The 14,200-nt window shown below is 62.0% G+C and carries 8 protein-coding genes; 3 read left to right on the top strand and 5 right to left on the bottom strand.

What is annotated here, in order from left to right; translation table 11 throughout:
- Positions 1-424: 424 nt before the first annotated feature.
- A complete protein-coding gene (locus tag ACR9Y2_RS18320) occupies positions 425-1,342 on the bottom strand; it encodes a hypothetical protein (RefSeq protein ID WP_435042988.1) in 918 nt (305 codons plus the stop codon).
- 625 nt (positions 1,343-1,967) lie between these two features.
- Here ACR9Y2_RS18320 and ACR9Y2_RS18315 point away from each other — a divergent pair.
- Positions 1,968-2,657 (top strand): hypothetical protein, encoded by a 690-nt coding sequence (locus ACR9Y2_RS18315; protein ID WP_435042987.1) that lies wholly within the window; start codon positions 1,968-1,970, stop codon positions 2,655-2,657.
- A 33-nt stretch (positions 2,658-2,690) separates the two neighbouring features.
- Here ACR9Y2_RS18315 and ACR9Y2_RS18310 read toward each other — a convergent pair whose 3' ends face one another.
- The 3 genes from ACR9Y2_RS18310 to ACR9Y2_RS18300 all read right to left on the bottom strand — a co-directional run bounded on the left by ACR9Y2_RS18310 (position 2,691) and on the right by ACR9Y2_RS18300 (position 7,297).
- The gene (locus ACR9Y2_RS18310) at positions 2,691-3,443 is read right to left on the bottom strand and encodes a hypothetical protein (RefSeq protein WP_435042985.1); all 753 of its coding nucleotides are present in this window, start codon (positions 3,441-3,443) and stop codon (positions 2,691-2,693) included.
- Between the two features lie 731 nt (positions 3,444-4,174).
- Positions 4,175-5,665, bottom strand: a complete 1,491-nt coding sequence (locus tag ACR9Y2_RS18305; RefSeq protein ID WP_435042984.1) for an alpha-L-fucosidase — start codon at positions 5,663-5,665, stop codon at positions 4,175-4,177.
- 12 nt (positions 5,666-5,677) lie between these two features.
- Positions 5,678-7,297, bottom strand: a complete 1,620-nt coding sequence (locus tag ACR9Y2_RS18300) for an alpha-L-fucosidase (RefSeq protein WP_435042983.1) — start codon at positions 7,295-7,297, stop codon at positions 5,678-5,680.
- Between the two features lie 132 nt (positions 7,298-7,429).
- Between ACR9Y2_RS18300 and ACR9Y2_RS18295 the strand changes: the two genes are divergently transcribed.
- Positions 7,430-9,751 (top strand): tetratricopeptide repeat protein, encoded by a 2,322-nt coding sequence (locus ACR9Y2_RS18295; RefSeq protein WP_435042982.1) that lies wholly within the window; start codon positions 7,430-7,432, stop codon positions 9,749-9,751.
- A gap of 74 nt (positions 9,752-9,825) precedes the next feature.
- On the opposite strand, the gene ACR9Y2_RS18290 is transcribed toward ACR9Y2_RS18295, so the two are convergent.
- Positions 9,826-11,880, bottom strand: a complete 2,055-nt coding sequence (locus ACR9Y2_RS18290) for a glutaminase domain-containing protein (RefSeq protein ID WP_435042981.1) — start codon at positions 11,878-11,880, stop codon at positions 9,826-9,828.
- A gap of 163 nt (positions 11,881-12,043) precedes the next feature.
- Between ACR9Y2_RS18290 and ACR9Y2_RS18285 the strand changes: the two genes are divergently transcribed.
- Positions 12,044-14,173, top strand: a complete 2,130-nt coding sequence (locus ACR9Y2_RS18285; protein WP_435042980.1) for a hypothetical protein — start codon at positions 12,044-12,046, stop codon at positions 14,171-14,173.
- The last annotated feature ends 27 nt before the right edge of the window (positions 14,174-14,200 follow it).

The raw sequence follows: 14,200 nt of genomic DNA, 5'->3' as shown, positions 1-14,200 counted from the left end.
GGTTGCCCGCCTGCTGCGGTGCGCGGTTCGCAGTGTGGTGGGGACCACTCCGTTGAAGACGCTCACGCGATGGGTCGCGCTGCTGAATTGAGTGGAGTTTTTCGGTGGCTATCCGCTCACTGACGTTCACGGCTCCGTTTGCGGCTTCATCTGATTTGGCGGCTCGCAGGGCCATACGGGACTCCGTTGAAGACGCGACTTTGCCGGGTTGCCCGCTTACTGCCGTGCGCGGTTCGCAGCGCGGCGGGGACCACTCCCTGACGGTCGTGGTTCGTTGCGGTTTACGTGGTTTGGGGCCTGGAGGGCGATGCGGGACTCTCTCGCAGTTCCGAGCACCGCTCTCGGTCTTGCCGGAAATTGCTCAGCAGACGACGCCCTGGACCCTACCTTCCCTGTTCCCTGACCTGGCTGGGTGGTGGGCAGACTACCAGCCGGGTGCTGCGGCGATGTCGGGCTGCATGTAGTGCATGATGGCGTAGATGCCCTGGATGCGGGCGTTCTGGACTACGAATAACTCGCTGAGCAGGTTTCGCGGGTAGGGCTTGCCGTCGGCGCGGGTGGCGCCGGGCGGACGGTTGAACACGGCAAATGCCAACACGATGCCGGCTTCTTCGTCGATGACCGGATAGCGCCGGTGATCGACGGCAGCGATGGTCTTGCCGAAACCCTCCAGTGTGGTGCAGTCGGCGAGTACGACGATTCCGGGAATGGCTGCTCGTGCCGGGCGGTGGGACCCGGGTGCGGTGGGGGGAGCGGCGGTCAGCACGCCGTTTTCGATGCGCGGGCAGCCTTTGACGGCCAGCACGCCGGAGCCGTCGTGGTTCTGCACGCCATCGAGATAGCTTTGCGCGGCGGCGGTCATGGCCTGGCGCGAGGAGGCGGCTTCAGCGGTGGGCCGGGTCTGGGGCGGAGGCTCGAGGGAGAAGCCCTGGGCGTCGAAGATGCCGTCCGACTTGCGAGCGACGATGGATTCCCCTTCCGTGATTTGTGTACCCACGACGCGAATGCGCAGGGTTGCGAGATTCGTGATACCGCCTTCCTCGATCTGTCCGAAGTAAGCGGCTTGGCCGGTGACGGGGTCCAGGTAGCGGCGCTGGACCTGGCCCAGTGCGGACGCGGTCTTCCAGAGCCCACTGCCTGGCTTGGTGAGTTCGGCGTTCTCTGTGTAGCGGAAGCCGGGGGCGAGCGGTGCGGCGGCCGGCTGATGGCTGACGATGGCACTGAGGTATTGATCGAGTGCCTTGGCGAGGCAGGGGCGATCGCAGGTCGCGGCGGCCGAGCCGAGTGCGCACAGGCTGAGAACCAGCAGGGTGCGGAGGACAACAGAGAATGCTTTGGCCATTTTCAGAGTCCAAGGTATCATGTTGGGCCGAGCGGGCCGGCGCAGGGGAGTGTCGTCGCAGAACATCACGAACTCATTGGCCAGTGGGGTGCGAAGCTCCTTGGCGTTTCGCGTCCGTTGCTGATGCGGGTGCTCCCGATGACCTTCTTGAATGAAGGAAGACGTACTTCGGATCCTGTTGCGGGCACGTGGTGAGAAAATTGCGGTGCTGTGTTTTGTTGGCTTCCGGGCGGTTACGCACTTCGCAGGAGACTGCCATCTTAACTAGCATTGTCAGGCCAAATGTCAACCGCCTCACAGATATCTCCCTCCGCGCTCAAAGCGATACGAAATGGGACGCGGTGAGGACAGCGGCTTCGGGATAGAACTTTTGCTCAGGAAATGATCGCGAAATGGCTGTTCGGTGGAGCGATCGTAGCCGGAGAGTTGCCCCCAACCGGGGAACTGAAGAACTGGGAGCCAGCGCCTAGACCGGGCGGATCCCCTGTGATCGTGGAGTGCCCACAGGGTAGAATACTGGGGTGTGACGCCTGGAAGAAGGATGGAGATAAGGCCGAAGTGACTGGCGATCCCCTTTTTCCGATGAGAGTCGAGCAGGCATAATGCTTCGAGGGCCACTTCTCGGATGAAAATTACGACTTCCAGCGCATCGAAAACGAGTGCGGCCGAAAGCCCGGTCTGGCGCTACCTCGATTTCGCAAAATTTATAGACCTGCTTCAAACTAGCGAGCTGCATTTCACACGGCTTGACCGCCTGCAGGACCCGTTCGAGCATGCTTTGTCGAGAGCCAGAGCTTACAAGGATAGACGGAAATTTGGACTCCGAGTAGAGTACGTAAACTGCTGGTTCCAGAGTCAATTCGAATCGGCCGCCATGTGGAGCATTTACGCAACCGCTGGGATTGCAATACGCTCAGGCTTGGATCGGCTGACGGGGATACTCCCAGAAGTCTCGCAACGCCTTCAAGGATTTGAGATCGGTGAGTTGGCGTTTGGCAGTATCAACTACCTTGATGAAGACGAGATTGCCGCTCAGCTCCAGGATCCAAATCGTCGAGACGGCTTGACGTTCGCCAAGCGCAAGAGCTTCAGTTATGAGCAGGAAATCCGGCTTCTCATTGGCATTAAATGTAGAATTAGAAATTCGCCTCCGTCCTTGCGGCTAAAGGTCAATCTCCCATCGCTGATCGACGCTGTGCATATTTCGCCAACTGCTCCCAAATGGGTAGCCGAAGTTGTGGAGCGTGAAATTCGAAATTACGGACTGCATATAAATGCGATTCACTCGACGCTTTACAGTCGAAAACTCGGCTGATCCCGACTCAAGCATGATCTTGGCAAGAAAGAACTAAAGGGCGTCTGAAGCGTGTTGGCCAACATGTGTTCCAATGTACTGGGTGAACCTTCGCCCTCGCTGGAGTACTGCAAAGGAATCAGTGTCTCCAGTTATCCCTTCGATTCGCGACGCAAGGCCAAAGCTCTGGAGTTTTGCTCCGATACTTGCCAGTTCGTCTCCGGAGATTCCGCTAGTTTGATGCGCTACGGCCATCCACACTCGGGCGGAAATGCTGTTGCGCGCCTCCGATTTGGTCGTCGTTTCCTGATCGTATATTAGGATCGCGGCCTTCAGTATGAGCACGTCTAAATCACTCAAGTTCATAGCTACTCGCATCATCTCCTCGACTTCGTCCGCATCGATGGCTTTCGATTCGATAGCTGAGGTTGCGAGTATCATTCCAATTCGCCTGACACGTTCGAGACCACGCGTCGCCTCGGCTTTGCGCGAAGCGTCGAGCACCAGATCCCTAAGTGCCGCCTCTCGACTAGCAACCTCTTCAGCACACATTGTCTCCCGTAAGGTCTCTAGCTCCGCGCCATGCTTACGAACCTCATCCATGCAGGTCGTTAGCATGATGCGGATTCGGTCCAGGGAGTCGGCCCCAAGGTGCGCCTTGATTTTTTGCACAACCTTGTCCATGGGCCAAGGAAGCGGCGCTGACGACGCTAGCTCTAGAATCGCAACGGTGACCGGAGAGGACGAGGAATCCTCTAGCGCAAAACGGTCCTCCAGGGCGTCAAAGGGATGGGCAGCGGCAGGCATGTCCACAAGAGTAGCAAGCGGTGCTTTTCGAGTAGACCCGCGGGGAATCAGTATGATTGCCCGAAGAGCCAAATGTTCGACATGCCAATCCGCCTCACCGTGCTTGCGCCCACTCCAGAACTAACACAAGGCCCACCTGGATGACTGGTTCATGTAGTGAAAATGCCCGACACGGCCTATCGAAAGCGGAATCCGTTCGAACCGAGCCTCCATTGAGGATTAACCCAGTCCAGCGGCACTTCATCATCGAAGCCATCCGAACTGCAAAGTGCTTTGAACTCGGCGCGGCTCACCGCATCAGATAGCGGGGAACAGCGCCAACTTGTCTCTCGAGCTTGAGTCGACCAACTGATTCGCTGCAGTTCCCTCGGAGGTCAGCAGCCCTTGCGGACATCGCAGCCCTCGCTCCCTGATTTCCGCCTAAACACAGACATCTACTTACGGTCCTCCTGAAGGGGACATCTGGAGGTCCGCTCTCGACGTGACCATGTGCGGTTGGCACGGCTTCTACTCGCTGAACGGGCATTTGAGGCAGAACCGCGTCTGCTCTTGTTCCCCGGTCCGGACAAACCCTGGGCGAGCACTTCACGTTGGCCAGGGAAGCGCAACTGCGTGCCATCGCCCTACATTATATGACGATGGCGAGCATCAGGGCCAAAGCTAGGCGCGCCGCCCCCGGGGTCGCTCGATCACGACCCCGCGGGGATGGGCACCATTTTCGCTGCGCCGCTTTAGCTGACTTTGAACACCACGGCGAGATCCGGGGCCACGTCGGCCGGCATTTCGACCGTCAGGCCCTGCCCGCTGCGTTGGAACTTCAGTGCCTGCTTGCGTCCGAGCAGTTCCACACGCTGGACTTTCTGCGGCGCATTCTCGGCTAAAGACTGGATCAATGCCTGCTTCGTCGGCACGCCCAGGCAGATCGCGTAGAGGACTTCGCCCTTCTTCGTGAAGCGGAAGTCCTGGGCCGTGTACTGCTTCAGGGAACGCTCGCTGAACATGCCTCCGGAGGCCTGCGTGGGGCCTTCGCCAAACTTTGTCCAGGGGCGGGTGTCGTGGATTGCTTCGCCGTGCGACGCCATCCACTTGGTGATGCCTTCCAGGACGATGCTCTCTTCCGCGTCCAGCGTGCCGTCGGGCAGCAGCGGGAAGTTCAGCAGCAGGTTGCCGTTCTTGCTGACGATGTCGGCCAGCATGTGAACGACGGTCTGCGCCGATTTGTATTGCATGCCGGCCTTGTAGAACCAGTCGCCGATGCAGGTGTCTGTCTGCCAGGGGAGGTCGAGGATTTTGTCGGCGTAGCCGCGCTCCAGGTCGTAGATGCAGCAGCGCGGATCGAACTCGCCGTGCACGTTATCGTGCACGTTCTTGATGTTGTAGACCGCTTCCAGTTTGCCCTTGTTGCGCTTGATGCTCTGGTTGTAGAAGTGGGCCACCAGGGATTTGCCGACTTCGCCGAACGGGATGCCACCATCGGTGTAGAGCAGGTCCGGCTCGTGCTGATCGATGAGATCGGTGATGCGCGCCTGCCACTCCTTTTTCCAAGAATCGGGCGGATTCAGCGGGAATGCGCGGGAGTTGTCCTCGTGCGGCGGCAGATAGAAGTCGGCGTACTTTGGATCGTTGCCGTCGTAGGGCACGCCCTTGAACTGGCCTTCCTTGTCAGCGCCTTTGTTGACGTTGAACCAGGACCAGGTGCGCTCCAGATGCTCCGTCACGCCGAAGCGCAGGCCGGCTTTGCGCGCGGCTTTGGCCCACATTCCGACGATGTCCTTTTTGGGTCCCATCTGGACGGCATTCCACTTGTGATGCTTCGAATTCCAGATGTCGAAGTTGTCGTGGTGGATACCCATGGAGACGAAGTAGCGCGCTCCGGCTGCCTTGTAGCGCGTGATGAGCGCCTCGGGATCGAACTTCTCGGCCTTCCACTGCGTGACGATGTCCTTGAAGCCGACCTTGGACGGATGGCCGTAATGTTCGACGTGGTACTTGTACTGGGGCGACCCTTCGATGTACATGTTGCGCGCGTACCAGTCGCCGGTCTTGGGCACGCACTGAGGGCCCCAGTGGGCCCAGATGCCGAACTTTCCGTTCCGGAACCAGTCCGGGCACTTGTACTGGGCGAGGGACTCGAAGTTGCCTTCGAATACGGGCTTGGCGCCCTGCGCCAGGACGGGCGCGGCGGCGGCCATCTGCAACAGGTTTCGTCGACTGATTTGCATGGTGAGACTTCCTTACTTCATGGGCAGGCGTTTGTCGAGGCCGTAGATGGTGAGCACCGGATGCTTCGCGTAGGCGCGGAACTCATACACGCCCTCCGGGTTCAGGTTGGGCAAGGTGAGGGTGAAGGCGCCGGTGGCGCTTACCATCTGGGAGGGTCCGTTCTGCCAGGGGATGGAGCGGTCGCTGGCATCCAGCCCGATGATGCTGCGGTATTGGAAACCGACTTCCAGGGAAGGGGCCTTGCCCAGGTCCACCAGGTTTCCGGAGAGGGTGGCGGTCTTCGTGGCCTTGTCGAACTTCGCGCTGCTGGTTTCCACCTTGGGCGGAGTGAAGGCCGGCTTCACATTGGTGATCTTCAGGACGATGGGGTTGGGCCACTTGCTGTTGTCCTGCAGGCGGTGGGTGAACATGGCGCGGATGTGCAGGCCGTCGGACTCCTGCTTGAGGGACGGCTTGGGGTTCACTTCCGGCCGGTATTCGAGGATGCGATCGTTCTGACCGAGCACGGTGACCACGGATTGCGGAGTGGCCTGCACGCTCTTCAGGACGAAGTCGCGCCACTGGGCGCGCACCCAGCGCGGCTCCTGCTTGACGACGGCGTAGACCGTGTCTTCGTTCTTTGCCTTGGTGAACCAAATATTCTGTTCGTTGGTGATGACCCAGGGCCGGACGTTGTAGATGCACTCCTGGTTCACCTGCATCCAGAGGGCGACTTCACGGAGGCGCTCCTCCTGCTCGATGGGCAGTTCGCCATCGGGCTTGGGACCGATATTGAGGAGGAGGTTGCCGCCCTTGGCGCGCGTCTCCACCAGGATGTCGATGACGCGGCCGCCGGACTTGTAGTCCTCGTTCTGCGGCTGATACTGCCAGGCGGTGCCCATGGTGAAGTTCGCTTCCCAGGCGCCTTCCAACGGGACGCCGGGGACATAGAGTTCAGGGGTCTGGATCGCTCCGCGGGTCACGATGGTATTGGGTTGGAGCTTCCAGGCCAGATCGCGCAATTCCTGCGGTTCGCCGTCGAAGAAGACCACGTCGATGGGTCCGTAGTTGGTCATCAGTTCCTGGATCTGGGCGAGGTCGAGCTTCATGAGGCCCGGGTTGTTGCGGGGCTGCACGCCGGGGATGCCGCGCTGGATGTCGATTTTGTTCTTCCACAGCCACCAGAAATCGTCGGGCGAGAAGTAGATGCCGGGCGCAATGCCCTGCCCCCGGAAGGCGTCCAGGATTTCGCGCGTCAGGTCATGCTTGAACGGGGTATGCATGATGCCGAAATCGTTGGTCTTCGTGTCCCACATGGTGAAGCCGGCATGGTGTTTGGTGGTGAAGACGACGTATTTGATGCCGGCGAGCTTGGCGAGGGCGGCCCAGTCCTGGGGGTAGAACTTGCGCGGGTTGAAGGTTTTGGGCAGGTCTTCAAAGAAGCGCTTGGTGTAAGCTTCGTCGGCTCCGGCCAGCGAGTGCGAGATGACGACGCCGGTCTGGCTGTCCACCGACCAGTGGATGAACATGCCGAAGCCCTGGTCGCGGAACCACTCCAGGCGGTCGGGTTTATTGAGGGAGCCGGGCGGGATGTCGCGCTGGGCCGACATGAGTCCGGTGAAGAGGAGGAGGGCGGGCAGCAGGCGTCGCATGATCACGCCCATTATAGTTAGCGTTAACGTTCGTGTCCACAAAAGAATCAAAGCGGGCCGTGCAATGCCGCCGCAAGCCCTGGCGGCGCGCAGGACGGCGGCGTTCCGGGTATCGTAGAGAAAACTGCTTCCATGAGGGACTTCACGTTAAAACTGCTCGTACTGGCGCCGGTGCTGCTGTGTGCGATTGCGGCCCAGCAACGCGGCGCGGGCACGCCCGCGGCGCCTGCCAGCATCACCGTTGAATACCCGCGTGACGGCTCGATCTTCCCGCCCGACATGGCGGCGCCCACCATCGAGTGGTTCGAAGCGGGCGACCCGGCGGGTACATGGAAAATCCAGATCCACTTCGCGGACGGCACTGCGCCCTTGCAGGTGAGTGCCGCGGGAGACCGGGTCCGGCTGGGGGAGATCGACCCGCGCTGTGTGTCGAACACCAACCGCCTGCCGGAACTCACTCCGCACCAGGCGGCGCTGCGCACTTGGAAGCCCGATGCGGCCACGTGGGCGATGATCCAGCAGCACTCAATTGAAAAGCCCGCCATCCTCACGATCACCCGCTACAGCGGCGCTGTTGCGGCGGCCCAAGGCCGGGTCACGATCCAGACTTCGCGCGATCCCGTCGGCGCGCCCATCTTCTATCGGGACGTGCCGCTGATGCCGTCTGAGCTGCAGCCGGGGATCATCAAACCGCTGGAGCCGAAGCTGCTGCCTTACCTCGCGTGGCGGCTGCGCTATGTGGACGAACCCGCGAGCCGTCTGGTGTTGACAGGAATGCACACCTGCGCCAACTGCCACTCGTTCTCGAAGGACGGCAAGACGCTGGGCCTGGACCTCGACGGACCGCACAACGACAAGGGGCTCTACGCCATCGTGCCCGTGCGCCAGCAGACGTCCATCCGGAACGAAGACGTGATCTCGTGGAAGGCGTTCCGGAAGCAGATGGAACCCGGGAAGCGCATCGGCTTCATGTCACAGGTGTCGCCGGACGGCCGCTATGTCGCCACGACCACGGAGGTTCAGTATTACGTCGCGAATTTCACGGACTACCGGTTCCTGCAGGTCTTCTATCCGACGCGCGGCATCCTCGCCTGGTACAACCGGGCCGACGGCCAAGTGCAGGCCCTGCCCGGCGCCGACGATCCAGGGTTTGTGCAGTCCAACGCGGTGTGGAGCCCGGACGGGCAGTCGCTGATCTTCGTGCGCGCCCCGGCCACGGAATCGTATCCGAAGGGCAGGAAGATGGCGGAGTTCTCGAACGATCCGAATGAGGTCCAGATCCAATACGACCTGTACCGGATCCCCTTCAATCAGGGGGCAGGCGGTAAGGCGGAGCCCATCCGCGGCGCCTCGCAGAACGGGATGAGCAACTCGTTCCCCAAGGTCTCGCCGGACGGGCGCTGGCTGGTGTTTGTGAAGAGCCGCAATGGTCAACTGATGCGGCCCGACGGCAAGCTGTACATCGTGCCGGCGGCCGGCGGCGAGCCTCGGCTGATGAACTGCAATACGGAGCTGATGAACTCGTGGCACAGCTTCTCGCCCAACGGCCGGTGGATGGTTTTCTCCTCCAAGAGCCGTTCGCCGTACACGCAGATGTTCCTCACACACATCGACGAGAACGGCAACGACAGCCCGCCCATCCTGATTGAGAACTCCACCGCCGCGAATCGGGCCGTGAATATTCCGGAGTTCGCGAACATTCCCAAGGGGGGCTTGGATCATATCGACGCGCCGGCCGCCGAGTTCTACCGGCTGTACGACCTCGCTTTTGAACTGACGGAGAAGGGCCAGAACGAAGCCGCCATTGCGGAATGGCAGCGCGCGCTGCAACTGGATCCGGCGGATGCCCGTGCGCGCACCAACCTGGGGGGCATCTATCTGCGACAGGGGCGGCTGGAACCGGCCGCGGCCGAGTTTCGCCGTGCGCTGGAAGCGAAGCCGGAAGCGGTGGAAGCGCGCAACAACCTGGGGCTGGTGCTGCTGCAGACAGGGCAGTTGAGCGAAGCGGCGCGGGAGTTCCAGCAGTCGCTGGAGCTGGAGCCGCAGTCGATGGAGGCGCTGGTGAACCTGGGTGGCGTCTATCTGATGCAGAAGGACTATCGCGGCGCTGTCAGCACCCTGCGCGAGGCGATGCGGCTGGAGCCGGGCCGCCTGCCGGTGTTGGGCAACCTGGCGTGGCTGTTGGCCACGTGCCCGGACAAGTCGGCTCGCAATGGTGTGGAAGCCGTGACGCTGGCGGAGAAGGCGACACAGCTCTCGCAGCGGAAAGATCCCATTCTCCTGGACGGGCTGGGCGCGGCGTATGCGGAGGCGGGCCGGTTTGCGGAGGCGATTCGTGCCGCGGGTGAGGCGCTGCAACTGGCGGAGGCTCGGCAGGACAAGGAAATGGCCGCCGCGGTGAAGGCTCGTATTGTCCTTTACCGCGGCGGCCAAGCGTATCGGGAAGCGAACTAAGAGGGCTGGAGGCGGGACTGAAGTCCCGCGCAGCATAGATGCCGCCCCACAAGGGGCAGGCAGTTGAGCGCCCGCTAGCGGGTCCTCCACTTCTTCCAGAGTTCGGGCTGCGCCAGCAGCGGAATCATGACTCCGCCCACGACGCTACGCGCCTGGAAGCCGCGCTGTTTGCCGTCGAGCGTCCAATACCAGTCCGTCATGGGTACGCGGCTGCTGGTCTCGTTCAGCATTTGGAAGACGGGGTGGATGAGGGCGTCGAAGTCGGCGCGGTTTTCCGTCATGGTGGCCGTCCACACGATCCAATCGAGCTTGGTGTAGGTCTCGCGATTGTCGAGCGGCAGCCCGTAGATGTTCTGCTTTGTCTTGTAATAGGCGATCTCGGTACGCGCGATCGACGGATCGAAGAGATTCAGGCCCAGCAGCTTGTCCCAGACCAGGTTGTACTTCTGGCTCCAGGTACCCGATTTGTCGAAGGCCAGCTTGTAGTGGTCGCCGTCTTTGGCCATGGCGGGCCACTTGCGCGCCATCTCCTGCGCTGCCTGCCGGAACAGCTTGGCGTTCCTGTCATCGCCCAGCTTTTCGGCGACCTGCGCATAGGCGCCGAGCGCCACAATCGCTTTGATGGACAGATTCGTGTTGTGGGCCAGGTGCCCGGCGAAATCGTCGGTGGAGAGCTGGTTTTCCGGATCGAGGCCTTTCTCGCGCAGATAGACGGCCCATTTGGTGAGCACCGGCCAGTATTTGCGTGCGAACTCGGCGCTGCCTTCCGCCTGTGCCTGCGCCGCCACGAGAATCAGCATATTGCCGCTCTCTTCCACAGGCATCTGGTTCTCCTCCGTCTGCTCGCCGCCGCCGTACACCTGGCCGTTCGCCAGCGGATACTGGCCGAGGTCGTGCGGAGCAAAGGGCCAGCGCCAGCGGGGCAGCATGCCGTAGTCCAGGATGGGCCGGATCAACGCCATGTGCAGCTTCGGATTCAGCAGCAGGAACATGGGCGCGGACGGGTAAGTGACGTCCACGGTGCCGATGCAGCCGTTCGAGAAGTTCTCCTTGGAGAAGTACAAGGGCGTGCCGTCGAGGTCCGCTACGAGCTTGTGCGCCGCCAGGGCCTGGCGGTAGGCGAGCACGGCGATGGCCGCGAATTCGGGTCCGCCTGTCTTCACGAGATCGGTGGTGAACTCTTCGTCGAACCGCTTCGACTCGGCCAGCACCTTCGGATATTCGCGCGCGGCGGTTGACAGCAGTTCGGTGAGGCCCATGCCGTTGCGGCGCCAATAGGGGCGCAGATTGCGCTGGAAGTACTGCAGTGAATACTCGTCGTCGTAGGCAAACATCGCCCAACCGGTGGACTCCTGGGCCTGCACGTGGGGCAGGGTCCAGGCGGCCGCCAGGACGTAGGGATCACGCGCGGGACGGCCCGGCTGTTCCACTTCATCCGATTTCGGCAGCTTGCCGGACTTCGCAAATTCGCCGCGCATGCGGGGCAGGCCGACCGCGAGATCGGCTGTCGAACCGGCCGGCAGGGCCAGGTAGAAATGCCCCCATTCGATGCGCAGATTGTCGCCGCTGCGCGCCAGCATCTCCTGCTGGGTGCTGCCCACGCGCAAGGCCTGCACGCCGTCGGCGCGTACGCGGGACCACTGTGTGCGCTGTTCCGGAGCATTCACCGCCAATGCCGAAGTGGCATCGAGGTAGACCTCCACGGCATGCCGCGCACTGTCGGTGCTCGACACGCTCCAGGTGACATAGGTGACGGGCCGCGAAAGCAGGTCGAGATTCGAAGCCAGCGCCGGGGTGAGGAAGGTGAGGCCCAGCTTGATTCCGCCGGCCGCAAACTCATACTCGGTACGAGTGGGGGTCACAGTCCGCCTGGTCTGCTTCATCGCCTCGGCTTCGCGGGGCGCCGTCCCCATGAACCGGAAGGTCTTCCCATCGATGCGGGCCAGGCCGCCCAGCGGCTGATCGCTGCCGGTCCAGTGCTTTGTACTCTGCGCGGTCAATTCATCGGAGGCCGACCAGACGCTGAAATAGGGATCGTGCGTGATGAGGGGCGTCGCCGGTGGACGGAGTGGAGTTTGGGCTAACAGGGGAATAGTAAGAAGACAGAGAATCGGGGGGAGAATACGCATTTCGAGGCTATCATTTCACACTCGGCGCAGCGGCGCTCGGTTCTGGCCTGGTAATGGGGGTACCAGAACCAAAGAACTCGAAAATGCTCAAGATTGCTGGGAAATTTGGTTCAGAATGGAGAGGAAGCTGTCATCAGTACGGCACTGTCCGGGAGGAGCGCTCATGAGGACTTTGAAACGAACCATCCTGACTCTGGCGGCATGCGCCGCAAGCCTGCTGGCGCAGGACGCGCCCGGCCTTTGGACCAGCGATCAGGTTCGCGACGCAGTCACCTCTACCCTGTCCGAGTCGCCCGCACTTTCCACAGTTACGCTCAATGCGGCCCGAGTTGACGGCGATCGTGTCACTTTGGATCTCTCCCGCCAGATTCTGGATCTCGGCCGGCCCGCTGTAATTGATAGCGCGATTCGCCGTTTGGCCGCCTCCATCGCCGCACTGCCCGCCGAATCCACCGGTTTTCGCCTTACCATCCTGGTGGATGGGCTGCCCTTGCGCGACGCGCGTGGAGACATGGCCGTGCTGCCGTCACAGAGTAAGCTCAGCGCTCGCAGGGCCGCTGCCTCGGATGGCGGCGCGCCTGCCGCGAGTGTCGTCGTGCTCAATCCCGATTCCGGTGATTTTGATGCCGAGGGTGTGCGTAGCGCCGAACTCGCGATGACGATCCGGGAATCGCTGTCCTCGCGCGGCATGGAAGTTTTGGGCTCGCGCAATCTGGACAAGTACGCGGGCACCGGCGAATCCGGAGCTGACAAATGGCGGGAATCCGCGCTGGCCTACCTGAAAGAACTCGGCCTGCCTGTGGAGATTCTGGCGCAGGGCGACGAGGCCAGCCGCCCGTTGTTCGCCAACTGGGCCGGAGCCTCTGCCCTGGTCACACTGCGCGCCTCCGGTACGCGGATCCCGCTGATTTACTACTCCACGGAAGGTCCTCAATCCGGCGCCTCGGAATCCCTGGCGCTCGGCCTGCAAGCCGGTGTCCCCGGCTCGAAGGTGATCGCCTGCGACGACTGCGGACTGGAGATGCGCCTGGCCGCCATGGCGAGCGTCGTGCTCGACCTGGGTGCGGCGATTGCGGATCCGGGCATCCAACTCGCCACTGCCGGTTCTGTCGGCGAATCGTTCCAGGCGCTCTCGACCGGCACACGGTCAGCGGCCCTGGCCGAGATGACCAGCCCCACACCGGGCTCGCAGCTCACTGGCGCCAGCGCCACGTTCCAGTGGAATGCCGGGCAGGACGCCACCAGTTACTGGTTGATGGTTGGCTCATGGCTGGGCGGCAATACGCTGTACAGCCAGTCGCAAGGCAATCTCACGTCCGCCTCGGTTACGGGCCTGCCGACCAATGGCAGCACCATCTACGCGCGGCTGTGGTCGTATGTGAATTCGCAGTGGGTCTCGAACGACTACCAGTATCGTGCGTATTCTCCGAACGGCTCGACGCCCACCAAGGCAGTCCTGACCGCACCCGCGCCGGGTTCCAAGCTGAGCGGTTCCAGCGCCACGTTCCAGTGGACCGCGGGTGTCGGTGTCAACCGCTACTACCTCTTTATCGGCCAGTGGGCGGGCGGCAACACGATCTACAGCCAGGACATGGTTGAGGCGGTGCAGGCGTCCGTTAGCGGACTGCCCACCGACGGCAGCACGCTGTATGTGCGGCTGTGGTCGTACATCGACGGAGTGTGGCAGTTCAACGACTACACGCTGACCGCCGCTGGTACGTTGAATCCCGTCAAGGCGCAGATCACGTCTCCGGCCCAGGGCTCGACGCTGGCGGGCACCAGCGCTACGTTCCAATGGGACGCCGGATCCGGGGCGACGCATTACTTCCTGCACGTCGGCCTGTGGCAGGGCGGCAATTCGATCTTCAGCCAGGACATGAACACCAGCCAGAGCGCGCAGGTCACCGGGTTGCCGGCCGACGCCAGCACCGTGTATGTCCGCCTGTGGTCGTACATCGGCGGCGCCTGGCAGTATAACGATTACACCTACAAGGCCTCCGGCAGCGCGCCGGCGGCAGTGAAGGCGGCACTCACCGCTCCGACCGCCGGTAGTACCTTCAGCGGAACCAGCGTCAACTTTACGTGGAATGCAGGTACCGCTGTCCAGCGCTACTGGCTGTTCCTGGGATCCTCAGTCGGCAATAACGATATTTACGGCGCCGACCAGAACCTGAGCCAGTCCGCCACGGTCACCGTGCCGGCCAATGGCAAGGCCGTTTACGTCCGCCTGTGGTCCTATATCAATGGCGCCTGGCAGTTCAACGACTACCAATTCAAGGCCGCCGGAAACTGAGCAGTAGCACATGCGCAGGGACGGTGC

It is taken from the genome of Paludibaculum fermentans (genome assembly GCF_051172195.1).
GTDB lineage: Bacteria > Acidobacteriota > Terriglobia > Bryobacterales > Bryobacteraceae > Paludibaculum > Paludibaculum fermentans_A.
Note: the sequence above shows the minus strand (reverse complement) of the source record. Positions and strands in the feature narration are given on the sequence as shown.